The organism is Amycolatopsis saalfeldensis (assembly GCF_900110575.1).
Classification (GTDB): Bacteria; Actinomycetota; Actinomycetes; order Mycobacteriales; family Pseudonocardiaceae; genus Amycolatopsis; species Amycolatopsis saalfeldensis.
This window is the reverse complement of the sequence record NZ_FOEF01000024.1, coordinates 110,674-132,762: the sequence shown is the minus strand read 5'-3', so window position 1 is coordinate 132,762 and position 22,089 is coordinate 110,674. Positions and strand designations below refer to the sequence as shown.

The window sequence follows — 22,089 nt, the reverse complement described above, 5'->3', positions numbered from 1 at the left end:
TCCTTGCCTGGGAACGATCAGCGGGAGGACTCGCGGGCGTACAGCTTCTTGGACCAGAGGTAGCCGATCAGTCCGATCAGGACACACCAGCCGAGCGCGAACCACGCGTTGTTCCCGATCGGCCGGTCCATCAGCAGCCCGCGCAGGGTTTCGATGATCGGGGTGAACGGCTGGTACTCGGCGAACCAGCGCAGCCCGGCCGGCATGGAGTCGGTGGGCACGAACCCGCTGCCGAGGAAGGGCAGGATCACCAGCGGCATCAGCACGTTGCTCGCGGTCTCGACGCTCTTGCTCACCTGGCCGAGCGCGACGGCCAGCCAGACGAGCGCGAACGTGACCGCCAGCAGCACCCCGGCCGTGGCCAGCCACGCCCCCGGTCCCGCGGCGGGCCGGAAGCCGACCAGCAGCGCCACTCCGGTGACCACCACCAGTGCGAACACCGCCTGGATCACGCTGCCCAGCACATGCCCGGCCAGCACCGAAACGCGGGCGATGTGCATCGTCCGGAACCGGGCGATGATGCCCTCGGTCAGGTCCATCGCGATCGAGATCGACGTGCCCTGGACCGTGGCCGTCACGGTCATCAGGATGATCGCCGGCGCGACGTAGTTGACGTACTCGGCGCGCCCGCCGGACGCCCCGCCGAGCCCGGCGCCCAGCGTGCCGCCGAACACGTAGACGAACAGCAGCAGGAAGATGATCGGCATCCCGACGAGCGTCACGGTCATCGACGGGTAGCGCAGCATGTGCTTGAGGTTCCGGCGCAGCATCGTCGCCGAATCGCGCAGCGGGTGGAACCGGGCGGGTGCGGGAGCGAGGGTGGTCATGACGTGGTCACCTTCTCGTGGTCGGGATCGCCGGTGAGGGCGAGGAAAACGTCGTCGAGGTCGGGGGTGTGCACGGACAGCTCGCCGACCTCGATGGCCTGCTCGTCGAGCCGGTCGATCAGGGTCTTCAGCGCCCGCAGGCTGCCGTCGCTGGGCACCCGCAGGGCCAGCGCGTCGGTGTCGCGCGAGGCCTGGCCCAGCACCCGGGTGGCCGCGTCGAGGCTCTGCGGGTCGGCGAACTGGAGGCGGACGTGGCCGCCGGGGACCCGGCGCTTCAGCTCGCCCGCGGTGCCCTCGGCGACCAGGCGGCCGTGGTCGAGGACCGCGATCCGGTCCGCCAGCTCGTCGGCCTCCTCCAGGTACTGCGTGGTCAGGAAGATGGTGACGCCGCCGGCCACCAGCTCCCGGACGATCTGCCACATGCCCCGGCGGCTGCGCGGGTCGAGCCCGGTGGTCGGCTCGTCGAGGAAGATCACCCGCGGGCTGCCGACCAGCGTCATCGCGAGGTCGAGCCGCCGCCGCATCCCGCCGGAGTAGGCCGAGGCCGGTTTGCCGCCCGCCTCCACCAGGTCGAACTGTTCGAGCAGCCCGGCGACGCGACGACGGCCCTCGCGCCGGCCGAGGTGGTGCAGGTCCGCCATCAGCAGGAGGTTCTCCACGCCGGTGAGCAGGTTGTCCACCGCGGAGAACTGGCCGGTGACCCCGATCGCGGCGCGCACCGCGTCCGGCTCGGCCTGGACGTCGTGCCCGCCGACCCGGGCGCTGCCGCCGTCGGCACTGAGCAAAGTGGACAGGATCTTGACCGTGGTGGTCTTCCCGGCGCCGTTCGCGCCGAGCAGCGAGAAGACCGTGCCGCTCGGGACGCTCAGGTCGACGCCGTCGAGCACCACGTGGTCGCCGAACGACTTGCGCAGCCCGGACGCCGCGATCGCCGCCGGGGGTGACTGGGTAACCATGGGATTCCCTTTCCAGGGTGGGAAAAGCGGGTCAGGAACGGCGGATGGTCACGTGGCCGTAGGAGGTCTGCGCGCGCACCTCGACGGTGTCGGCGGACTCGCCCGGCCGGGTGGTGCTGTCCAGTTCGTTGCGCACCTGCCCGAACCCGGTGTGCGCGTCGATCCAGGCGGCGGTGCCCTCGGCGATGCCGACCTCGACGTCGCCCAGCGCGGTTTCGAGCGTGACCGAGCCGCGGACCACCTCGCCGAGGCGGACGGCGCCGTTCGCCGTCTTCGCCTCGAGCCCCGCGCCCGCCTGGTCGACGGAGATGTCGCCGTTCGCCGCGCGCAGCCGCGCGTCCCCGGTCACCGTGCCGATTTCGATGACGCCGTTGGAATTCTTGACGACCGCGGCGCCCTCGACCCGGCCGATGCCCACCTTCCCGGACCCGGTGCGGATGTCGGCGTTGCCCGCGACCTGGTCCACGTTCACGTGCCCGGTCGAGGTGTCCACGGCCAGCGGCCCGGTGTGCTCGAACCGGAAGTCCCCGACGGAGGTCTTGAGCCGGGTCTCCCCCAGCCGGCCCAGGCCGCGGAAGTTCCCCAGCTGCGCGTCGCCGGACAGCCGCGAGCCGCTGGGCAGCTCGACGGACACGTCGACCGACCGGGTCTTGCGGGAGAAGTCGAAGGCGCGGGCCTTCGGTCCCTTGACCAGCAGGGTGCCGTTCGCGTACTCGACGCGGACCTGCTGCGCGGCCTTCACGTCGGATTCGTCGGACGCGTCGGTCGGGCGGACCTCGACGACCGTGTCCGTGCGGTCGCTCGCGCTGATCCGCACCTCGCCGGCGACGCCGAGCTCGAAGGTGACGGAAATCGGTTCGGGAGTTTCGAATTCAGGCATGGTTGTCCCCTCAGTTCGGGTCGGTAAGGCGTCCCCGCAGGTCGGGGACGGTGTGCGTGAAAGCGGTGTGGCGGGCGGGTCAGTGCACCCAGCCGGTGAAGCTCTGCTTGCCCCGTTTCCCGGTGCTGCGGGCTTCGAGGCGCTGCTCGCGGTCGGACCGCTGCAACGCGGCGGCCGCCGCGCGCACCAGCCAGGCGTTCACCGAACGCCCCTCCTTGGCCGCGGCCTCCTCGACCGCCGCCTTGAGCTGTTCGGGCAGGCGCACGTTGATCCGCGCGGCGGGGCCGTCCTCGGCGATCACCAGATCGCCGTCGGACGCGCCGTCGGACGTCGTCGCCGGGTCCTCGGCCGCGGCCTCGTGCGCCGGAGCGGGCGGCGAGGTCACGACGAAGTCCGGGTCACGTCCGCGCAGCCGCAGCTCCACCGACCCCGGCGCCAGATCCCGGGTGATCTCGTCGGAGGCCCCCGACAGCGCGTCCAGCAGCGTCATCCGGATCGCCGACTCGAGCGGCCCGGTCAGGCGCTCGACCAGCGCACGCGCCTCGTCACCGCCGGCTTCGGCCAGCGAGGCGAACTCACGGCCGAGGTTGTTCACATACGTGGTCAAGTCCATGGCACCACTATGGCACACGAGTGGTGCCAACGCAAGCCATCATGGCTCAGACCTGGTGCCAACAGACCTCGAAGCGAGCTAAAACGCAGGTCAGCGCGCGGTGCCAGGGTGGCTCACGAGTCGCTCCAGTGGCCGAGCCAGGACTCACGCCAGGCCACGGTCAGCTCGCTCACCCCGTCCGCGCCGGACTGGTCGACGTGGGCCTTCCACGCCTCCTCCAGCGCGGCGCACAGCTTGGACGCGGGCAGTTCGACGCCGCCCGAGGAGAACTGGCGCAGCACCTGCTTGGGCACGGCCAGCTTCGCCTTGCCCTTGATCACCGACTGCTCGGTGGCCCGGCAGATCAGGTACTCGACGGTGGCCAGCTCCCCCGCCGAAACGGTGGTGCCCGGCGGAGCCCCCGGCATCGGCACCTTCGGCGCCACCTGGGCCAGCGCGCGGTACAGGCACTCGAGCGGAGCGGCCAGGCCCTCCTGCTGGTGGGCGATCTCCCACGACACCCACACCGCGATGCACTCGGGCATCTGGAACGGGCGGTAGGCGAACGCGGGGCCGGCGAAGGTCTGGTAGTCACCGGTCGGGTCCACTGTGGACGGATGCGGGCCGTCCGGGTCGGGCGGCAGGCCGAGGCGCTTGAACAGCTCGCGCAGCAGCTTGCGCGGCCGGGCCGGGGTCGAGCTTTCGCCCAGCAGCTTGCCCAGGATGCGGTTCAGCCGGTCGGCGGCCACCCCCTGGATCGACAGCTGCAGGTGGACGAACGCGACGTCCGACAGTGTCGTGCCCGCGCAGCCGACGACCCCCACCTGGGGATACCGCTGCAGGAACGCGATGATCGCGTGGGTGGAGCCGATCCGCGCCGGCCCGGCGAAGGTCACCGGCAGGCAGGTGCCGACCCGCTGGCGGGACCGGAGGTCGCCGTTGTACAGCGGCGAGAACCCGCCGTCGGCGTGGTACACCTCGAACCAGTTCCCCTGCCGGTGCCCGGGCCGCGTGTCGGCGAGCCACAGGCTGTACCCGTGTTTCTCGCACAGCTCCCGGACGCGGTCGGCGAGCTCGAACCGGGTGTCCACGGACGTGTCCCGCAGCGCGATCGCGAACCGGACCGCCGGTGACGAGCAGCGGGACGCGATCTCCTTGCGGGTGCGGAGATCGTGGTTGCGGGTCTTCACGATCGTCGGCAGCTGGGCCGGGCACTGCAGCGACAGCAGCGGCGCGTCGATGAGCGTGGCCGCGGCGCCGGCGATCTCCTTCGCCAGGTCGCGGATGGCCAGGCCGTGCCACTCGCAGACCTCGCGCGCGGCCGGGTCGATCGAGATCAGGCCTTCGAAGGTCTGCGCGGACTCGTAGATGAACGTCGGGTTGGGCGAGGTCGTCTGGTGGAAGACCCAGGCGCCGTCGGTCTCTTGTGGACGCTCGGCCGGCTGCTGGCCCTCGAAGCGCTCGATCACCTCGGTGCCGTCCAGCGGCTTGCGGGTGCGGGTGCCGATCACCACGCCGGCCCCGTTGGTCGCCGAGCACAGCGTTTCCAGGAAGACCGCGCGGTCCGGGCCCGGCGCCACCAGCTCACGCAGGTAGCCGTGCCGGGCCGGCGCGTGGTGCACCTCGAAGTCCACTTTGGTCAGTGGCTGGCGCGTTATCTCGAAGCCGGCCCTGGCCAGGTCGGCCACGTTGCGGACGGAGACCCGCTGGTTGCGCATGGCTCACCGGCCCCCGGTCGAATCGAAGCGGACGTTGGCGTCCAGCGGTTTCCGGCGGTCCCAGGCGCCGGCGCCGGCCCAGCGGGGCGCGCCGATCCGGGACAGCGGGATCGCCGGGCCGTGCCACAGCGCCTGGCCGAGCAGGACCACCGCGGCGAGCACCGGCACCCCCACGGCGATCGTGAGCATGACCTGCACGACCTCGCCCCGGCTCTGCGTCGCCACGGCCGCGGCGAACGCGGCGACGGCCGCGATGCTCAGCTGGACCAGCGCCTGCGGCAGCGTGCCGAGGTAGCCGAGCACGGTGCGGCGCGGCGGCAACGACAGGCGGCTGTAGAGGAAACCGGGCAACAGCAGCAGCATCGTGATCACGGACTGGCCGTCGCCGATGTGGTCGAGCGCCGCGGTGGCGGCCCGGCCGTAGGGCCACGGGCTGCCCACCAGCATCCAGCCGAGCACGAACGAGACCGCCGCGACGGCCAGCGCGTAGAAGGTCACGTTGAGCGGGCCGGACTTCGTGGAGTCCCGGAGCACGAGCGTGGCGCGGACCCGGATGTGGTCGCCGCGCGAGTCCCGGCCGCCGGCACGCCGCCAGTACGCCCGGCCCTCATTGTCGGTCATGCCGTTGACCAGCACCAGATCCCGGCCGAACTCCCGCTCGGTCAGCTCGCGCGCGGCCTCACGCAACTGCGCGGCCGAGAACGCCGGGTGCCGCCGCAGCGAGTTGTCCAGCTCGCCCGAGTCCGTGCGCACCGCGTCCCCCGTGGTGGCCGCGGCGGCGAGCCGGTGACACGCGGGCAGGCTGCGCGGGGACAGCTCCACCCCGGACTGGCCGGCCTCCCACTTGCGACGGCGCACCAGGTCCGCGAGCCGGCGCAATACCGTCTGCGCCTGGAGTTCCAGGATCTTGTGGCGAGCGCCGTCGGCTTCTTGCAACGCGGCGGAATCCTGCCGTTCGGCCAGCGAGGCCAGATCCTCGGCCAGGCCGTCCACCTGGTGCTGATCGGCGTCGGTGGACAGGTACATCCGGGAGATCTCGGCCTCCGGCGCCGTGGCGGCCACCAGGTGGTAGGACTTCAGCGTGGCCGGGATCATCGTCTCGTAGCTCACGACGTACCCGCGGCGGCTGGCCGCCAGCCGCCGCCACTGGTCGACCGCGACGGGCTGGCGGGCGTCGACGTGCAGCGGCGTCTCGTAGCTGAGCCGGTGCTCCTCGACCGAATCGTCCAGCGCCACCACCAGCATGTAGTCGCGCACCGCGACGTTCAGCAGGTACTCGTACTCGACCAGCAGCCCGGCATAGCCGTCGAGGATGTCCAGCGCCATCTCCCGGCATTCCCGCCCGTAACCGGGGATCGTGCCTTCGGCCGAGGCCAGGGTGAACTCCCCCTCCGGGTGATTCCGCTCGGTCAGCAGGGTGAGCAGGGCCTGCTGGATGAGCCACCGCGGCTCGTGCACCTGGAACAGGAACGTGTTCAGCTCGTGCTTCGCGGTCTGCGCGTTCTCGTCGCCGGCGAGGATTCCGCGCAGCAGCCGGTAAAGCCCCGAGGCGACCAGCCGGGACGCCTCGTGCTGGGTGAGCCGCGGCAGTTTCTGGCCCGCGCTGTCGAACACGTCGACCGGGGAGGCGTCGCGGCGGGGCAGCCGGGCCAGCGGCACCCACAACGCGCGCTGCTGCGCCGGCCTGGACGCGGCCCGCTCCCCGTGCTCGCGGCCGATCAGGTCCTGCAGCTGCGCGGTGGCCTGGCGCTGCCCCTCGTCGAGGAGCTTGAGGCTGACGTCGACCTCGGTGCTCCGGCGCGCCGTGCCGTGCTCGACCACGGTCAGCCGCTCGGTCAGCCGGCGCACGTGGTTGAGCCGCAGCGAGGTGTCCAGCAGCGCCAGCCCGACGGCCGCGCCCTGCCGGGAAAGGCGAGGTGGCGCACCGGGAATGGGGATCGTCTCGATCGCGTGCCGGAGGCTCTCGATACCGTCCATGCCGGTGAGACGCGGGGAGTTCCCGCTCCGACACGAGCTGATGCCGATTCGCCGCGAAATACCGGCGAACGCCGCAGCGGGCTGGTCCGGATGGCGGGCCGTCACCACGGGACGGCGCACCAGCTGTTCGCCCCCTGGGCCTTGATCCGGAGCTTGACCACGGGGATCGGGTCCGCGCCGGGGCTCTGGCTGAACCCGACCGTGGCGGCGCCGGCTTGGTCGTTCACCAGCTGCACGTCCTGGAGTTCGGCCCGCGGATGGCTCCGGTCGACCGACATGTTCAGGTAAACCCAGCCGACCTGGTCGCTGCCGCAGTGGAAGCCCTTGACCCGGTCGGCCTTGCCCTTGGCGGCATCCTCGTTGGCGGCCTCGACGTAGTTCTGGGCGAACGTCCGGAGGCTGGTGTAGCGGTCGACGCTCGGGGGCGGGGCGCTGACCGACGCGGGCGGCGTGGTGACGGCAGTGCTCGTCCGCGGCCCGGCGACGGCGTCCGGGCCATTCCCCTTGAGCGCCACCAGGACCACGGCGGTCACAGCCAGCGCAGCGACCACCGCGCCGGCCGTCAGGACGGGCCAGCGCTTCCGCCGCCGGGTGACCGGTGGCGTCGCGCCCGGCCGGGAACCGGGTCCCGGCTGCGGGAAAGTGCCGCCGGGCGCGGGAAAGTCGATCCGCTCCAGCACATCGGTCTGCTCCGGCGCGTGGTGGAACCGCTCGGCTTCGGCCTGCTGCGCGGCGATCATCCGGTGCACGGCCACCGGCCAGACCCGGGTCGAGGCCGGGAGTTCGCCGGCCAGGTCCAGCAGCTGGGCCGGGCTCGGCCGGGCGGCGGGATCCTTGGCCAGGCAAGCCCGGACGAGGTGGTCCAGCCCCGGCGAGAGCCCGGTGAGGACGGGCAGGCCGTGCGCGACGTTGTACAGCGTCCGCGCGGGCGAACCGCCGCTGAAGGGGTTACGGCCGGTCGCGGCGTGGACCAGCACGCTGCCGAGGCAGAACACATCGCTGGCCGGGGTCAGCACCTGGCCCCCGACCTGTTCCGGGGACATGTACTCGGGGGTGCCGATGAGGTAGCCGGTCTGCGTCAGGCCGCCCTGGTCCGGCCCGTCGGCAGCCCGCGCGATGCCGAAGTCGATCACCCTGGGCCCGTCGGCGGCGAGCAATACGTTGGAGGGCTTGAGATCCCGGTGCACGAGGCCGGCCCGGTGGATGTCGAGCAGGGCGGCGGCGAGCCCGGCGGCCAGGCGGCGCACCGGTTCCTCCGGCAGCGGCCCGGTGCCGGCGACCACGTCGTTCAGCGGAGGGCCGGGCACGAACACCGAGACCAGCCACGGTGCCGGCGCTTCCGGGTCGGCGTCCATCACCGCCGCGGTGTAGGTACCCGACACCGCACGGGAAGCGTCGATCTCACGGCGGAACCGCGCGCGGAAATCCTCCTCCGTGCCGGGCTGCGCGTGCATCAGCTTGATGGCGACCAGCCGCCCGTCGGCGGTGGAGCCCAGCAGCACCCGGCCCATGCCGCCGCGGCCGAGCTCGGCGTGCACCCGGTACCGCCCGACCGTGCGCGGGTCGGCCGGTCCCAGCGCCTTCATCGATCTCCTCCGCCATCAGTGGTCCTCGGGCGGCGTCATTCGACCGGCAGTTTGGGCTCGATGACTTCGGCGATCCGCCGCGCGTAGCCGCAGAGTTCGTCGAGCGACTCGTGCGCCGCCTCCAGCGAGACCTTGGCGCTGTCGGCCTCACCGACGGAGATCACGACCATGCAGGTCGCGAGCCCGTTGTCGATCTGGAGACCGCTGTGCTTGCCGACGGTGACCGGGACGACCTTCCCGTTGGCGCCGGCGTGGTCGGTCATCTCCCCGGCCTTGGTGGCGTCGAGGAACTGGATCGACACCGCCGCCCGGTCGCGCGGGGCGTACACACACGCCTCGCCGTGGGCGCCCGGATGGGTCCGCTCGCCGTCGCCGAACGGGTAGGGCTGCTGGTCCGGGCCGATCAGGTCACACGCGTTCATCGCGGCGAACACGTTGGCCCCGGACCCGGTCCCGGCGCTCGAGGCCGGCGCGGTCGTGGCCGGCGAGCGGTCCGGGGCCGACGGCAGCGGCGGCAGGCTCGGCGGGCTCGACAGGACGCCCGCGCCGGACAGCACCTGGCCGCCGATCGCACCGCCGCCACAGCCCGCCGTCGCCAGCACGGCCACCAGGAACAGCGAGCGCAGAGCTGTCTTCATGAGTAACGGGGTCTCCTGATCCATGGGGTTCGGGCACCACGGCCCGGCACCGGCGAGACGCTAGTGACCGCCGATGAAATCCCGATGAAACGCCCCGCCACTCCCCGAGACCGATCGTCAGCCGGCCGCCGGAACTGTCCTCTTCGGACCGAAATCGGCCCACTGGCCGAGCGCGAACCCGTCCCCCTCCCGCCGGACCTCCACCGCACCCGAACCGCCGAAGTGCGCGGGGACAAGCAGTTCCCGCTCATCGGCCGCCCGCTCGAGAATCCGGCGGCGGCTGGCCGCCGCCTGCGCCGGGTCCAGGCAGGCGCTGCTGTTGCAGCCGGGATGCGGGACCTGCACCGGGCTGTGCAGCAGGTCCCCGGCGAAGACCGCCCGGTCGCTCCCCGAGGCCAGGCGCAGCACGGAAGAACCGGGGGTGTGGCCGGGCGCGGACTCCAGCGTGAGGTGTTCGTCGATGCGGTGCCGGCCGTCCCACAGCACGGCCTGGCCGGCCCGGTGGACGGGCGCGATGCTGTCCTCGTAGATCAGGCGGTCGACCTCCGGCCGGTCCTGGCGCCGGCCGTAGTGGAAGTCGTCGGCGGCCGGGATGAGGTACTGGGCGTGGGGGAACGTCGGCACCCACTCCCCGCCCGCGTCGACGGTGTTCCAGCCGACGTGGTCCACGTGGAGATGGGTGTTGACGACCACGTCGACCTCCTGCGGACGGACCCCGGCTTTCGCCAGCAGGCCGAGGAAATCGCCCTGCTGGCGGTGGAACCGCCGCATGCCCGGCCGCTCGCGCCCGTTGCCCACGCCGGTGTCGATCAGGACGGTCCGCCCGCCGCTGCGCAGCACCCACGTCTGCAGCGCGACCACGGCCAAGCCGCTGTCCGGCTCCCAGTGGTCCGGCGCCAGCCACTCCTCGTCGGCCTCCCAAACCTCGGCCGCGACGGCCGGGAACAGGTCCGCGGCGGGCGCGAACGGCCGGTGCCACTCCCGTACCCGGATGACCTCGACCTCGCCGAGGACCAAACTCGTCTCGTCTGTCATGCGTTCGACCCTAGGAAGGCCGGACGATCCGCTCAATGCGTATCCGGCTCATTGAGATACGCGATCAACTCATCGGAGATATCCTGCGCGGATGGATGTGGTGAGTGACGCGATCTCCGCCGTGCGCCTGGGCAGCCCCTCGTTCAGCCGGGTGGCGATGGGCGGGAGCTGGTGCGTGCGGCTGGACCCGTACGTCGGCGCGGGCTTCGCCGTCGTGATGAAGGGCGGCTGCTGGCTGCGGCCCGACGGCGGCGCCCCGATATCCCTCGGCGTGGGTGACGCGGTGCTGCTGCCCCACGGCGCCGGCCACGTGCTCGCCGACTCCCCCGTCGACGCGGCGGCCGCGAAGAAGGCAGCCCCGCTGGAGCACTGGCTCGCGGGGCCGGCGGCCGAGCGCGAGGAGACGGAGATCCTCTGCGGCAAGTACCGGCTCGACTGCAGCCGCCTGCACCCGCTCATGGCCGAGCTGCCCGAGGTCGTCCACCTGCCCAGCCGGGTGGGCCACCACCTCGAACTCCGGGCCGCGATCGACCTGCTCGCCGGCGAGCTGGACGAGCGGCGCCCCGGCGCCTGCGTCGCGCTGCCGAACCTGCTCGACCTCCTCTTCGTCTACCTGATCCGCTCCTGGATGTCCGAGACCACCCGCGGCGCCTGGCCCGGCGCGCTGGGCGACCCGGTGACCGCCGCCGCCCTGCGGGCGCTGCACTCCGACCCGGCCGCGCCGTGGAGCCTCGACCGGCTGGCGGCCGAGGCGGGTGTCTCCCGGCCGACCCTGGCGCGCCGGTTCACCACGCTGGTCGGCCGCCCGCCGATGGCGTACCTGACCTGGTGGCGCCTGATGCGGGCCGCCACCCTGCTCCGGGACACCCCGGAAACCCTGGCCGCCATCGCCGGCCGGGTCGGCTACGGCAGCCCGTACGCGCTTTCCCATGCCTTCGAACGGGAATTCGGCACCACCCCGGGGCGGTACCGGGCGCAGGCCGCGGACCGGTCCGGTCCCCCGGCGTGAGTCAGCCGAGCCGTCTGAGCGTCTCCTCCAGCCGTCCGGCCAGGAAGGCGCGCTCCACCTCGTTTCCGGTCAGTGCCAAGGCTTCTTCGTACGAAGTGGCCGCTTCCGCCCAGCGGCCGAGCCGGCGGAGGAAGTCGGCGCGGGCGGCGCTCAAGTAGGCGTACGTGCCCAGGGCCGGCTCGTCGAGCAGGGGCGCGAGCGCGGCGAGGCCGGCCGCCGGGCCGTCGCGGAAGCCGAGCGCGACCGCGCGGTTCAGCTCGACCACCGGCGAAGGCCACAGCCGGCGCAGCACGTCGTACAGCCCGGTCACCTCCGTCCAGTCGGTGTCCGCCCAGGTCGGGGCCTCCGCGTGGACCGCGGCGATCGCGGCCTGGACCGAATACCTCGTCGGACCCGCTTGCTGGAGCGATTCCGTCAGCAGCGCGGTCGCTTCCTCGATCTGGCCGGCGTCCCACCGGGAGCGGTCCTGCTCGTCGAGCAGGACGAGGTGCCCGTCCGGGGCCAGGCGCGTGTCCCGGCGGGCGTCGGTGAACAGCAGCAGCGCCAGCAGCCCGGCGACGTCACCGTTGCCCGGCAGCAGCTGGTGCAGGGTGCGGGCCAGGTGGACGGCCCCCTCGACCAGGTCCCGCCGCACCAGCTGCGCGCCGACCGGCGCGACGTGACCGGTGGTGAACACCAGGTGCACGACCTCGAGCACGGCGCCGACCCGCTCGGGCAGGTCCTCGGCCGAGGGCACGCGGTACGGAATCCGGGCGCCGCTGATCTTCTTCTTCGCCCGCGTGATCCGCGCCGCCATCGCCGTCTCCTGGACCAGGAACGCCCGTGCCACCTCCACAGTGGACAGACCGCAGACCAGCCGCGCGGTCAGCGCCACCTGGGCCTCGCGGGACAGCGCCGGGTGGCAGCAGGTGAACACGAGGCGCAGGCGGTCGTCGTCGAACTCCGAAGGCTCCGGCCCGGGCACGACTTCGTCGGTGACGAGCAGCGGCAGCGCCGAGCGCAGCACCGACTCCCGCCGCAGCAGGTCCTTCGCCCGGTTGCGCGCGACGGTGGTCAGCCACGCGCCCGGGCGGGACGGCACCCCGTTGACGGCCCAGGTCCGCAAAGCCTGGGCGTACGCCTCCTGGGCGCACTCCTCGGCGAGGTCGAGGTCACGCACCACGCGCACCGTCGCGGCGAGCACCAGGGCCCACTCGCGACGGTGCGCCTGCGCGACCGCCTCGCCGACCTCGGCGTCGATGGTCATCCCACGCCGTCCCGGTCAGTCCGCCGTGCGGATCGGCCGGATCTCGACGCCGCCGTGCGCCGCCGCGAGCTCCGGCAGCTGCGCGGCGAGCGCGGTCGCGGCGTCCAGGTCGGGCGCCTCCACCACGTAGTAGCCGCCGAGCACCTCCTTGCTCTCCAGGAACGGCCCGTCGGTCACCGTCGGCCGGCCGCCCCCGGTGCCCCGGAGGCTGGTCGCGGTCGCCGCCAGCAGCAGCTCGTGGCCGCCGGCGATCGCGGTCCCGGCCGCGGCGGTGAACGCGCCGTGCCCGGCCTGCTTGTCCACCCGGTCCTGCTCGGTCTCCGCTTCCCAGGCCTGCTCGTCCCCGTAGATCAGGAACAGGTATTTCGCCATTTCGCTTCCCCTTGCTCCGGGCCCGGTTCCGGCCCTCTCACCCCTACGACGAGCGAGCCGCCCGCGGATCGACGCGTCCGGGGTATTCTCCCGGACCCCGGCGATCTCGGCGCCCCGGACTTGACGAGCCCTCGTCCCCGGGGCTTCAATCAGGACCGGTCACCGCAGTGGTTCAGACCTCCCCCGCTCCTTCCCGGACGGGGTGCGCTGCCACCGTTTGTGGAAGCGCTCCCAGAACGGGCGGGCGCGCCCGAGCCGAAGGGATCCGTCCATGACCCCCCGAGCCTTGACCCGCCTGCGGGCAGTGCCCGCCGCCGCGGCGGCGTGCCTCGCGCTGGCCGCCGTCGCCGCGCCCGGCGCCACCGCCGCCCCGGCCGAAACCAACTGCCAGCCCCAGGGCTCGATCAGCCTGGCCGGCGGCGAGTACACGCTGCAGAACAACGAGTGGAACTCGTCCGATCCGCAGTGCGTCACGACCACGTCCGGCACCGGCTGGACGGTGAGCACGGCGAACTTCGACCTCTCCGGCGGCGCGCCCGCCACGTACCCGTCGATCTACAAGGGCTGCCACTGGGGCGCCTGCACCACCGGCAGCGGCCTGCCGATCCAGGTGAGCAGCCTCGGCAGCGCGACCTCCTCGTGGTCGACCACGCAGCCCGGCACCGGCGCGTACGACGTGGCTTACGACCTGTGGACGAACTCGGCGCCCACCACCGGCGGGCAGCCGGACGACAGCGAGATCATGATCTGGCTCAACTCCCGCGGCGGGGTCGGCCCGTTCGGCGCCAAGGTGGGGACCGTGTCGGTGAGCGGGCTGAACTGGGACGTCTGGACCGGCCGCCAGACGTCGTGGAACATCGTTTCCTACGTCCTGCAAGGCGGCAGCACCTCGGTGACCGATCTCGACGTGAAGGGGCTGATCGACGACTCCGTGCGGCGCGGCACCACCGGCGCCGGCAGCTACCTGCTCGACGCGGAGGCCGGGTTCGAGATCTGGAAGGGCGGCCAGGGCCTGGGCACGAACTCCTTCTCCTTCAGCGCGGCCCGGCAGTAGCCCCCCGGCGCCCTCCGGCAGGCGGCGGCGGGTAAACCGACCTCGCGATCGTGGCCGAGAGCCACCCGATCGCCCACCCGGCGAAAACGATCACGAAGGTGTGCAGTTTCGGCGGGGAAACCGTCGCGACGACCACCAGGATCACTGCCCACACGACGGCGCAGGCGATGCTGTAGGCCGTGTATGTCCTGAATGAAGACTTCATGCTCGCTCACCTCGTCCCTTCACCGTAGGCCCTCACGGGTCACCGCGGTGAAGAACTCGCGGAGGTCGTGGACCAGCAGGTCCGGCGCGTCGAGCTGCACGACGGGCGCGTCGCCGCGGCCGGGGTCCGGTTGCTGCTCAAACGGGACGGCCTCCTCCATCCCGAGGTGCCGGGCAACAAGTGGCGCAAACTCAAGAACAGCCTCGCCGCCTGCGCGCGACGGCGGCGGCCGGGAAGCGCTTCGGCTTCGGCACGGTCGGGGTGGTCCGGGGCGAGGAACACCGGCCGCTCGACGAATCCCCGGCCTACGCCGAGCGTCAGGGCATGCGGCTCACCTACCTGGACCGCGCGACGTACCGGCGCAAGACCGAGCCGGACGTGCTCGCCGGGCTGCTCGATCGGTTCGGACCTTGTTACGTGTTGCCGGAAGGCGGCAGCAACGGGCTCGCCGCCCGCGGGTGCGCCGAGCTGCCCGCCGAAATCACCGAGGACTTCGACGTGATCTGCTGCGCCTGCGGGACCGGCGCCACCTTGGCCGGCCTCGCCGCCGGCCTCCGCCCGGGGCAGCGCGCGCTCGGGTTCGCCGTCCTCAAAGGCGATTTCCTCGAACGCGAAGTGCGCCGCCTGCGACAGGAAGCGTTCGGCGCCGAGACCCGCAACTGGTCGCCGGACCGGCGGCTTCGCGCCCGGCAGCACCGTCGTCGCGGTGTTGTGCTGAGCCGGCGCGTCACGTCTCGAAGACCTGGCACAGGCGGTCCTGCAGACGCGCGTGCCGGAACTGGTAGACCGCACCGGACTGCCTCAGCACCCCGCGCTGGTAGGCGTCGTCGAGGAAGGCCGTCACGCCCCACGGCAGCCGTCCGGTCAGGGGCAGCCACAACCGGGAGAAGACCACCCACTGGCCCCAGGCGGTGAAGCAGAGCGCGTACCCGAGCCCGCCGCCTAGCCCGCTGGCCAGCCCGAGGGCGAGCGCGTCGTCGAGCCCGAACACGAAGGGGCCCAGGAACCCCCGCGCGAGCCCGATCACGCCGATCGTCCCGAAGCCGACCGCGACCCCGAACACCGGCACCCACAGCAGCAGCTGGAAGACGACCGTCGTGCGGTCGGCGTTCAGCAGGTCCACGGGATTCGCGGCGGAGCCGATGTCCAGTGGCGACTCGGCCCAGGACACGAACCCGAACACCAGCCCCGCCGCGAGCCCGAACACCGGCCCGAACACCAGCCCGTTGATCAGGCCGCTCACCGGGCCGTCGCCGAAATCGAAGAGGGCCGCGTTCATCAGCCCGCTCACCATGCCGTCGCCGAAGCCGAACAGGAGCCCGCCCAGCAGGCCGGCGGCGAACCGGGGGCCGAACCTCGCCCGGGCGTCGCCGGTCCCGCGCAGCAGCCGCATCCGCACCCGGGACGGTTCGACGGCGGTACGGCCGGACACCACCAGGATCCCGTGCGCGAGCGCGAAAGCCGGCCCGACCGTGAAGCCGTTGACCAGTGCGGCCAGCAGGCCGCCCGCGATCCCGTCCACCAGACTGTCCACAAGGGAGTCCACCAGCCCGATGGCCAGCGCGGCGACGATCCCGGCCGCCAGCACCCGTGACGAGCGCCGCAGCGTGCTGTTCAGCTGCCACCAGGCGAGGTCACGCGTGCCGAGCCGGTCGAGGTGCGTGGCGAGGTAGCCCAGCCAGTGCTGGACGCGGTCCAGCTCCCAGCGCCGTCGCTGCCCGGTCGGCCGGTTGTCGGGCTGGTAGCGGTAGACCGTCGGGATGAAGCTGTCGAGCAGGTGGTCCTCGATCGCCTCCGGGGTGGCGAACCGGCCGGTGTCCAGCAGCTCCGCCGGGTCACGGCCGGGGGTGTCGCTGTAGCTGGTGCGGGCGAGCATGACCATCAGCGGGGTCGTGAGCACCGCGCCGAGGTTGGCCCCGGCCGGGGTTGGCCGCTGCGCGCGCAGCTCGGCCAGCACGGGGTCCCACACCGTCCCCGCGGGATCCTTGCGGGCGGTGCGCGGCAGGTAGTTGACCACGTCGGTGCGGGTCAGGTCGGTCAGTTCGACCCCGGCCGCGGAGGTCAGCACGTCGGTGCCCGCGACGGCCGCGGCGTACTCGGCCGGGCGGCTGGTGAGCAGCAGCGGCAGGGTGGTGGTGTTGAGCGCCTCCAGCGCGGCGCGGTGCAGGCCGTCGGCGATCTCGTCGAACCCGTCCAGCACCGGCAGGATCCCGTCGGCCTCGACCAGCGCGGCGGCCAGGGTCGACCCGCTCGGGCCGGGCGCGGCCAGGCCGGGGAACTCGCGTAACAGCCGGCCGGTCAGCCACTCGCGCAACGGTGTGGTGGCGGGATTCCACGAGCCGAGGCCGAAGATCACCGGCACGGCGCCGTCGCGGGCGCGGTCGGCCAGCAGGTCCAGGACGAACCGCAGGGTCAGCACGGTCTTGCCCGACCCGGCCCGGCCCAGCACCACCAGCCGTCCCGACGGGATCCGCCGGTAGACCTCCACGATCCGCTCCAGCTCGCCGGTCAGGTCCAGCGGCCCCGGGTCCGCCCCGGCCGGGGCGCGGCGGATGTTGGCCCAGTGGTCGGTCAGGCGCTCCGGCACCGGCCGCCACCCGACCGGCAGCGGGAACGGGTCCGCGAGCTGGCGCTGCTCGGCCTCGCGCCGCCAGCGGCCGGCGACCGCCCGGGCGAGCTGATCGGCGGTCCCGGCCAGCGCGTCCGGCACCGGGCCCCGGTCACCGGGTGTGACGGACGGCCCGGTCCCGTCCCGCGCGGGCGGATCCGCCCGCGGAGCCCGGCCGGCCGCCGCGGCCAGCAGCAGGTCGTCCCGGTCGGCGGGCGCGAGATCGACCGCGTCGGCCAGCAGCCGCACCGTCGCCACGCGGGGGTCCGCCCGCTCGCCGGTCTCGAACCCGCGGATGGTCCGGACGCCGACCCCGGAGCGCTCCGCCAGCTGCTCCTGCGTCATCCCCGCCTGCCGCCGCAACTGCCGCAGCAACACGCCGAACTGAGTCGTCAAGCCGGCGCCTTTCGGTCTGGACAGGGCATCGCAGGTCACGACTCTATCGCGGCCACCGGCCAGAAACGGCCGGTTCCCTGGCCTGGCCCCCTGAACAGGCGCGACGCCACCATCGGCGGCTCCATCAGCTGATCGACCACGGGGGGGGTCCACCATGGTGGCGACCACAATCGACGACCCGGTACGCGCCTGCGCGCCGGTCACCGGCCGGGAGCGCGACGTGCTCAGCGCCCTCGGCCGCGGCCTGACCAACTCCGAGATCGCCGCGGCACTGGCCACCTCCGAGACGGCCGTGGACGGCGATGTAGGGCAGCTCCTGACGAGGCTCGGGTTACGCGACCGGGCCGCCGCCATCGTCTACGCGTTCGACCACGGCATCGTCACTCCCCGTCAGGTTCCGGCGCCCGGTTCGCCGCTGCGGATCTCGGTGCTCGGCCCGGTGCGGGTGTTCTCCGGCGCGGAGCCGGTGGCCGTCGGGCCGGTCCGGCAGCAGGCGCTGCTGGCGGCGCTGGTGCTGCGCCCGGACGTGACGGTCGGCCGGCGGGAGCTGCTCGACCGCGTGTGGGGGCTGGAGCCGCCGGTGGGCAACGTCGTGCCGGTGTACGTGTACCGCCTGCGCAAGTGCCTGCCGCCGGGCGACCTGATCACCCGGGACGGGGCCGGCTACCGGTTCGCCGGACGCGGGGTGCGGGTCGACTCGGTACGGCTGGAGGAACTCGTGGCCGAGGCGGGCGCGGCGCGCCATTCCGGCGACCTGCCGGCGGCGGTGGCCGCGTACGGCCGCGCGCTGGAACTGTTCCGGGGCGAGCCGCTGGCGGGCCTGCCCGGGCCGTTCGCCGAGCTGGAACGGCTGCGGCTGACGGAGCGCCGGATCGTCCTGTCCCAGCAGAAGGCGGAATGGCAGCTGCGGCTGGGCCGCCACGCCGATGCCGTCGGCGAGCTGTGGACGCTGGCCCCGGAGCACCCGCACAGCGAACCGCTGGCCGCGTTGCTGATGCGGGCCCTGCACCGCGCCGGCCGTCCCGCCGACGCGCTGGCCGTGTTCACCCGAACCCGCCGCCGCCTGGCCGACGACCTGGGCGTGGCACCAGGCGAGTTACTGCGCGGCGCACGGAGGGCGGTGCTGCAGGGGGTTTGAGCGCTGTCTGCCCGCGATTCCGGTGGCCGGACGAAACCGCGAACCCACGCTGCACGGCGCACCACCGACGGTGCTGCAAGAGGTTCGAGCGCCACCGGCCCACAACTCCACCAGACCAGGAGCCGGACCGGAACCGCGAACCCACCCTGCACCGCACACCACCGACAGCGCGGCTCGAGCGCTACCGGCGTGCTGCCGCCCCGGGTGCGGCGGCGAACCCACGCCTCGCGGCGCGCGACGGGCAGTGCTGCAAGAGGTTCGAGCGCCACCCGCCCGCGGCTCCAGCAGACCAGGAGCCGGACCGGAACCGCGAACCCACCCTGCACCGCACACCACCGACAGCGCGGCTCGAGCGCTACCGGCGTGCTGCCGCCCCGGGTGCGGCGGCGAACCCACGCCTCGCGGCGCACGACGGGCGGTGCAACAAAGGGGCTGAGCGCTACTGGCTCGCGGCTCTGGCAGGCCAGCACCCCGGCGGAACCGCGAGCCCGCGCGCCACGGGCCTCCGGTCGTCGTGGCAGGCGTGGGCATCGCGGCGGATTCGCGGGTCTCCGGCCTTCGCCGGGAGCGGGCAAGCCGCAAAGGTCCGTCAAGCCCGTGCCGGATGGCGTCGTGGGCTGGCCGGGGTGGTGGTCAGCCGTTGTCGCACAGTGCGGTGTTCATCGGTACTCGCTCGCCCATGCCGGGGCCGCCGCTGCCGCTGCCCGCGCTCGAACCGGCCGTCGGCGTGACGTTGAGGGTGGCGAAGGCGGACCGGCCGGCGAGGGTGGCCGCGGCGATGGAGGTGTAGCCGGGCCATTCGCCGTAGTGGCCCCAGGCCTGCCCGCCGCAGGGCAGGGTGAACCGGACCAGGCCGAGGCCGAAGTAGTCGCCGGAAAGCCGGTCCGGGATCGGGGCGACCGTGAGCATCTCGGCGAGCTGGGCCGGCGGCACGACCTGGCCGGCCAGCAGCGCCTGCAGGAACCGCGTCTGGTCGGCCCCGCTGGAGACCAGGCCGCCGCCGGAGCCGCCCACGCTCGGCTCGGCGACCTCGGTGACGTCGACGAAGAACAGCGACCCCAGCACCTTCTTGGTCAGGTACCCGCGCTCGCTGCCGGCCGGCATGGTCTTGTCGCCGGGGGTGGGCAGGTAGGTGTCGGCCAGGCCCAGCGGGGTGGTGATCCGGGTGGCGAGCTCCTGCGCGTAGGAGTGGCCGGTGGCCTTCTCGATGATCATGCCGGCGAGGATGGCGTTGGTGTCCGAGTACTGCGTGCTCGTGCCGGGCGCGAACAGCGGTTTCTCGGCCAGGCCCCAGGAAGCCACCTCGGCCAGGGTGTGCGGGTGCAGCTGGTTGACCGGGTTGAACCCGCCGCCGACGGTCATGTAGTCGGCGATCCCGCTGGTGTGGTTCAGCAACTGGCGGACGGTGATCTTGCTGCCGTCGTAGCCGTTGCCGTCCACCACGCCCGGCAGGTAGGCCTCGACCGGCGCGTCCAGCGCGACCCGGCCCTCGGCCACCAGTTGCAGCACCATCGCCGCGGTGTAGGTCTTGGTCAGGCTGCCGATGTGCGCGCGGGTGCCCGGCCCGATCGGCTGGGCCGTGCCGATCACCCCGCTGCCACTGGTCACGCTCCACAGCGCGGCGTTGTCGCGGACGGTGATGCCGGCTCCGGGCGCCTCGTTGGTGACCTGGTACTGCGTCACCGCGTCCTGCGTCGCCGCGTGCGGCACGGGGTCCGCGCCCGCCGAGGGCGCCACCGCCGTCAAGACGACCGCGACCCCCGCCGCCGTCAGTGACCACCTGGACGGTCTCGACCACGTCTGCACCATGTCTCCCCTTTTCTACCTCGGCCTTGACTCCGCGCGAGGTTAACCAGCACCGATGAACTCCGGATGAAACGGACACCCGCAGCGGGCACCGGACCATCCTTTGTGGACGCCGGAACGGCCGTCAGGAGCGTGGTTCGATGCGGTCGGCCGTCTGCTCGCTCCACTCCCGGAGCACCGCGGCCTGCTCGGGGGTGAGCGAGTCGAAGAAGTAGCGGCGGATGTTGCCGGCGTGGCCGCGCACCGCGGTCTGCGCCAGGCGGCGGCCCTCGGCGGTCAGCCCGATCCGGGTGCGGCGGCCGCCGGCCCCGCATTCGGTGCGCTCCACCAGGCCGCGGTTCTCCATGCGGGTCAGCTGATGCGAGACGCGGCTCTTCTCCCACGCGAGCGACTCGGCCAGCTCACCGACGCCCAGATCGCGGCCGGGCGCCCGCCGCAGCGTGACGAGCACGCTGAACTCGGCCTTCGAGATGCCGGAATCGCGCTGCAGGCCGCGCTCGAGCTCCCGGACGAGCAGGCGGTGCGCGCGCATCCAGCCGTCCCAGAGCGCCCACTCCTCGGGTTCCAGCGTCGGGGTCTCGGCCATGGCGGGATCGTACCCGGACCCACCGGCAGTTGACGCATCAACTCCAGCCGACCTAGAGTTGACACATCAACTGCTTCGGGAGGGACCTCATGGTTTTCGGCAGTGCACAACCGGAAGTCCGGCCGGCGAGGACGCTGTTGCGCGGCGGCATGGTGGTCACCGCGGACCCCACCGCCGGCGATCTCCGGCAGGGCGACGTGCTCATCGAGGACGGCCGGATCGCCGCCGTCGCCGCCGCCATCGACGGCACCGGCACCGGCGCCGGCGCCGAAATCGTCGACGCCACCGGCAAGATCGTGCTGCCCGGTTTCGTGGACACCCATCGGCACACCTGGCAGACCGCGTTCCGCGGCGTCGGCACGGACTGGACGTTCGGCCAGTACCGCGCCGCCATGCACGGCACGCTCCCGCGGCATTATCGGCCCGAAGACGTGTACCTGGCCAACCGGCTCGGCCGGCTCGAAGCGCTCAGCTCGGGCGTCACGACCATGCTCGACTGGTACAACTGCGTCGCCGGCCCGGAACACGCGGACGCCGCGATCCAGGGGCTGCGCGAGGCACCCGGCCGTTCGCTGTTCTGCTATTGCGCGCCCGGCCCGGACATCACCGCCGAGATCACGCGTGTGCGGGCGCAGCTGCCCGGCGACGGCATGGTGCTGGGCCTGCGCGGGCCACTACTGACCACAATGGACACCACCGCCGCCGAAGTCGCGCTGGCGCGGGAACTCGGGCTGCGGGTGAGCGTGCACCTGCACGGCGCCACCGGCTGGCCCACCGGCGACCGGCTGGTCGAGGGCATGCGCGAACGCGGCCTGCTCGACGACCGCACGACCTTCGTGCACTGCAACGGAATACCCGGCGACCAGCTCGCGATGCTGGCCGACGCCGGCTGCTCGGCGACGGTCAGCCCGGACGTCGAGCTGAAAATGGGCTTCGGCTGGCCGGAAACCGGCCGGCTGCTGGCCGCCGGGATCCGTCCCTCGCTGTCGATCGACGACTGCCTGTCCGCGGGCGGCGACATGTTCTCCACCATGCGCACGGCGTTCTCGGTGCAGCGTGGCCTGGGCGCCGGGCTCACCGCGCGGGACTTCGTCGAGTTCGCCACTGTGGACGGTGCCAGGGCGTGCGGGCTCGGCGACCGGATCGGCAGCATCACCGTCGGCAAGGACGCCGACCTGATCCTGCTCGACGCCGAGGACCCCTCGGTCTTCCCGGTCGGCTACCCGGCCGGCACGATCGTCGGGGCCGGCCATCCCGGGCTCGTGGACAGCGTTTTCGTTGCGGGCCAAGCCGTTAAGCGACACGGCCGCCTGCTCGGCGTGGACCTGCCGGCGTTGCGCGCGCAGGTGCTGGAGTCCCGTGACCGCATCGCCGCGGCCGCCGGCGTCGCGGCCGACGGATCGTGGACGCCGCAGGAGGCAGCCCCGCCGGGCCACTGACCCACGGCGGCCCCACCGGTG

The 22,089-nt window shown here is 73.0% G+C and carries 20 protein-coding genes; 5 read left to right on the top strand and 15 right to left on the bottom strand.

What is annotated here, in order from left to right:
* Positions 1 to 17: 17 nt before the first annotated feature.
* The 9 genes from BMY97_RS38550 to BMY97_RS38510 form a co-directional block, all read right to left on the bottom strand.
* On the bottom strand, positions 18 to 827 hold the full coding sequence (locus tag BMY97_RS38550) for an ABC transporter permease (RefSeq protein WP_091627568.1): 810 nt from the start codon (positions 825 to 827) through the stop codon (positions 18 to 20).
* Positions 824 to 1,783 (bottom strand): ATP-binding cassette domain-containing protein, encoded by a 960-nt coding sequence (locus tag BMY97_RS38545; protein ID WP_091627565.1) that lies wholly within the window; start codon positions 1,781 to 1,783, stop codon positions 824 to 826. The genes BMY97_RS38550 and BMY97_RS38545 overlap by 4 nt, the downstream gene beginning before the upstream one ends.
* A gap of 31 nt (positions 1,784 to 1,814) precedes the next feature.
* Positions 1,815 to 2,663 carry a DUF4097 family beta strand repeat-containing protein gene (locus tag BMY97_RS38540; RefSeq protein WP_091627562.1) on the bottom strand — a complete coding sequence of 283 codons (849 nt, stop codon included), beginning with the start codon at positions 2,661 to 2,663 and terminating at the stop codon, positions 1,815 to 1,817.
* 79 nt (positions 2,664 to 2,742) lie between these two features.
* Complete coding sequence (locus tag BMY97_RS38535) at positions 2,743 to 3,276, bottom strand: YlcI/YnfO family protein (protein WP_091627559.1); 534 nt, start codon at positions 3,274 to 3,276, stop codon at positions 2,743 to 2,745.
* Between the two features lie 113 nt (positions 3,277 to 3,389).
* Entirely contained in the window at positions 3,390 to 4,973 is a 1,584-nt protein-coding gene (locus BMY97_RS38530; RefSeq protein WP_091627556.1) for a hypothetical protein, read from the bottom strand.
* 3 nt (positions 4,974 to 4,976) lie between these two features.
* Positions 4,977 to 6,950 (bottom strand): hypothetical protein, encoded by a 1,974-nt coding sequence (locus BMY97_RS38525; protein WP_091627553.1) that lies wholly within the window; start codon positions 6,948 to 6,950, stop codon positions 4,977 to 4,979.
* Positions 6,951 to 7,051: 101 nt separating this feature from the next.
* Positions 7,052 to 8,536 (bottom strand): serine/threonine-protein kinase, encoded by a 1,485-nt coding sequence (locus BMY97_RS38520; protein WP_091627550.1) that lies wholly within the window; start codon positions 8,534 to 8,536, stop codon positions 7,052 to 7,054.
* Between the two features lie 35 nt (positions 8,537 to 8,571).
* A complete protein-coding gene (locus BMY97_RS38515; RefSeq protein ID WP_177231741.1) occupies positions 8,572 to 9,174 on the bottom strand; it encodes a DUF3558 family protein in 603 nt (200 codons plus the stop codon).
* A 117-nt stretch (positions 9,175 to 9,291) separates the two neighbouring features.
* Entirely contained in the window at positions 9,292 to 10,209 is a 918-nt protein-coding gene (locus tag BMY97_RS38510) for an MBL fold metallo-hydrolase (RefSeq protein ID WP_091627545.1), read from the bottom strand.
* 91 nt (positions 10,210 to 10,300) lie between these two features.
* Here BMY97_RS38510 and BMY97_RS38505 point away from each other — a divergent pair, with 91 nt between their 5' ends.
* Positions 10,301 to 11,218 (top strand): AraC family transcriptional regulator, encoded by a 918-nt coding sequence (locus BMY97_RS38505; RefSeq protein WP_091627542.1) that lies wholly within the window; start codon positions 10,301 to 10,303, stop codon positions 11,216 to 11,218.
* A 1-nt stretch (position 11,219) separates the two neighbouring features.
* Here the strand turns inward: BMY97_RS38505 and BMY97_RS38500 are convergent, their stop codons facing one another.
* Positions 11,220 to 12,464 carry an RNA polymerase sigma factor gene (locus BMY97_RS38500; protein WP_091627539.1) on the bottom strand — a complete coding sequence of 415 codons (1,245 nt, stop codon included), beginning with the start codon at positions 12,462 to 12,464 and terminating at the stop codon, positions 11,220 to 11,222.
* Between the two features lie 15 nt (positions 12,465 to 12,479).
* The gene (locus BMY97_RS38495) at positions 12,480 to 12,836 is read right to left on the bottom strand and encodes a YciI family protein (RefSeq protein ID WP_091627536.1); all 357 of its coding nucleotides are present in this window, start codon (positions 12,834 to 12,836) and stop codon (positions 12,480 to 12,482) included.
* 271 nt (positions 12,837 to 13,107) lie between these two features.
* On the opposite strand from BMY97_RS38495, the gene BMY97_RS38490 reads away from it, so the two are divergent.
* A complete protein-coding gene (locus BMY97_RS38490) occupies positions 13,108 to 13,890 on the top strand; it encodes a GH12 family glycosyl hydrolase domain-containing protein (protein WP_091627533.1) in 783 nt (260 codons plus the stop codon).
* A gap of 50 nt (positions 13,891 to 13,940) precedes the next feature.
* The gene (locus BMY97_RS49240; RefSeq protein ID WP_281246957.1) at positions 13,941 to 14,066 is read left to right on the top strand and encodes a hypothetical protein; all 126 of its coding nucleotides are present in this window, start codon (positions 13,941 to 13,943) and stop codon (positions 14,064 to 14,066) included.
* Positions 14,067 to 14,114: 48 nt separating this feature from the next.
* Here BMY97_RS49240 and BMY97_RS47420 read toward each other — a convergent pair whose 3' ends face one another.
* The gene (locus tag BMY97_RS47420) at positions 14,115 to 14,255 is read right to left on the bottom strand and encodes a hypothetical protein (RefSeq protein ID WP_177231740.1); all 141 of its coding nucleotides are present in this window, start codon (positions 14,253 to 14,255) and stop codon (positions 14,115 to 14,117) included.
* A gap of 567 nt (positions 14,256 to 14,822) precedes the next feature.
* Positions 14,823 to 17,099 (bottom strand): helix-turn-helix domain-containing protein, encoded by a 2,277-nt coding sequence (locus BMY97_RS38480; RefSeq protein ID WP_091627530.1) that lies wholly within the window; start codon positions 17,097 to 17,099, stop codon positions 14,823 to 14,825.
* Between the two features lie 154 nt (positions 17,100 to 17,253).
* Here BMY97_RS38480 and BMY97_RS38475 point away from each other — a divergent pair, with 154 nt between their 5' ends.
* The gene (locus BMY97_RS38475; RefSeq protein ID WP_091627527.1) at positions 17,254 to 18,237 is read left to right on the top strand and encodes an AfsR/SARP family transcriptional regulator; all 984 of its coding nucleotides are present in this window, start codon (positions 17,254 to 17,256) and stop codon (positions 18,235 to 18,237) included.
* A 633-nt stretch (positions 18,238 to 18,870) separates the two neighbouring features.
* Here BMY97_RS38475 and BMY97_RS38470 read toward each other — a convergent pair.
* Positions 18,871 to 20,046, bottom strand: coding sequence for a serine hydrolase domain-containing protein (locus BMY97_RS38470; RefSeq protein WP_091627525.1), 1,176 nt, complete (start codon positions 20,044 to 20,046; stop codon positions 18,871 to 18,873).
* Positions 20,047 to 20,167: 121 nt separating this feature from the next.
* Entirely contained in the window at positions 20,168 to 20,629 is a 462-nt protein-coding gene (locus BMY97_RS38465; protein WP_091627522.1) for a MarR family winged helix-turn-helix transcriptional regulator, read from the bottom strand.
* Positions 20,630 to 20,718: 89 nt separating this feature from the next.
* On the opposite strand from BMY97_RS38465, the gene BMY97_RS38460 reads away from it, so the two are divergent.
* Positions 20,719 to 22,068, top strand: coding sequence for an amidohydrolase family protein (locus BMY97_RS38460; protein ID WP_091627520.1), 1,350 nt, complete (start codon positions 20,719 to 20,721; stop codon positions 22,066 to 22,068).
* The last annotated feature ends 21 nt before the right edge of the window (positions 22,069 to 22,089 follow it).

Excerpts from the sequence above, each read along its gene's own strand:
- BMY97_RS38550 (WP_091627568.1), bottom strand. The coding sequence starts at position 827 with ATGACCACCCTCGCTCCCGCACCCGCCCGGTTCCACCCGCTGCGCGAT.
- BMY97_RS38460 (WP_091627520.1), top strand. The coding sequence starts at position 20,719 with ATGGTTTTCGGCAGTGCACAACCGGAAGTCCGGCCGGCGAGGACGCTG.
- BMY97_RS38505 (WP_091627542.1), top strand. The coding sequence starts at position 10,301 with ATGGATGTGGTGAGTGACGCGATCTCCGCCGTGCGCCTGGGCAGCCCC.
- BMY97_RS38490 (WP_091627533.1), top strand. The coding sequence starts at position 13,108 with ATGACCCCCCGAGCCTTGACCCGCCTGCGGGCAGTGCCCGCCGCCGCG.
- BMY97_RS47420 (WP_177231740.1), bottom strand. The coding sequence starts at position 14,255 with ATGGAGGAGGCCGTCCCGTTTGAGCAGCAACCGGACCCCGGCCGCGGC.
- BMY97_RS38495 (WP_091627536.1), bottom strand. The coding sequence starts at position 12,836 with ATGGCGAAATACCTGTTCCTGATCTACGGGGACGAGCAGGCCTGGGAA.
- BMY97_RS38535 (WP_091627559.1), bottom strand. The coding sequence starts at position 3,276 with ATGGACTTGACCACGTATGTGAACAACCTCGGCCGTGAGTTCGCCTCG.
- BMY97_RS38525 (WP_091627553.1), bottom strand. The coding sequence starts at position 6,950 with ATGGACGGTATCGAGAGCCTCCGGCACGCGATCGAGACGATCCCCATT.
- BMY97_RS38530 (WP_091627556.1), bottom strand. The coding sequence starts at position 4,973 with ATGCGCAACCAGCGGGTCTCCGTCCGCAACGTGGCCGACCTGGCCAGG.
- BMY97_RS38520 (WP_091627550.1), bottom strand. The coding sequence starts at position 8,536 with ATGAAGGCGCTGGGACCGGCCGACCCGCGCACGGTCGGGCGGTACCGG.
- BMY97_RS38465 (WP_091627522.1), bottom strand. The coding sequence starts at position 20,629 with ATGGCCGAGACCCCGACGCTGGAACCCGAGGAGTGGGCGCTCTGGGAC.
- BMY97_RS38545 (WP_091627565.1), bottom strand. The coding sequence starts at position 1,783 with ATGGTTACCCAGTCACCCCCGGCGGCGATCGCGGCGTCCGGGCTGCGC.
- BMY97_RS38470 (WP_091627525.1), bottom strand. The coding sequence starts at position 20,046 with ATGGTGCAGACGTGGTCGAGACCGTCCAGGTGGTCACTGACGGCGGCG.
- BMY97_RS38475 (WP_091627527.1), top strand. The coding sequence starts at position 17,254 with ATGGTGGCGACCACAATCGACGACCCGGTACGCGCCTGCGCGCCGGTC.
- BMY97_RS38500 (WP_091627539.1), bottom strand. The coding sequence starts at position 12,464 with ATGACCATCGACGCCGAGGTCGGCGAGGCGGTCGCGCAGGCGCACCGT.
- BMY97_RS38515 (WP_177231741.1), bottom strand. The coding sequence starts at position 9,174 with ATGAAGACAGCTCTGCGCTCGCTGTTCCTGGTGGCCGTGCTGGCGACG.
- BMY97_RS38510 (WP_091627545.1), bottom strand. The coding sequence starts at position 10,209 with ATGACAGACGAGACGAGTTTGGTCCTCGGCGAGGTCGAGGTCATCCGG.
- BMY97_RS38540 (WP_091627562.1), bottom strand. The coding sequence starts at position 2,663 with ATGCCTGAATTCGAAACTCCCGAACCGATTTCCGTCACCTTCGAGCTC.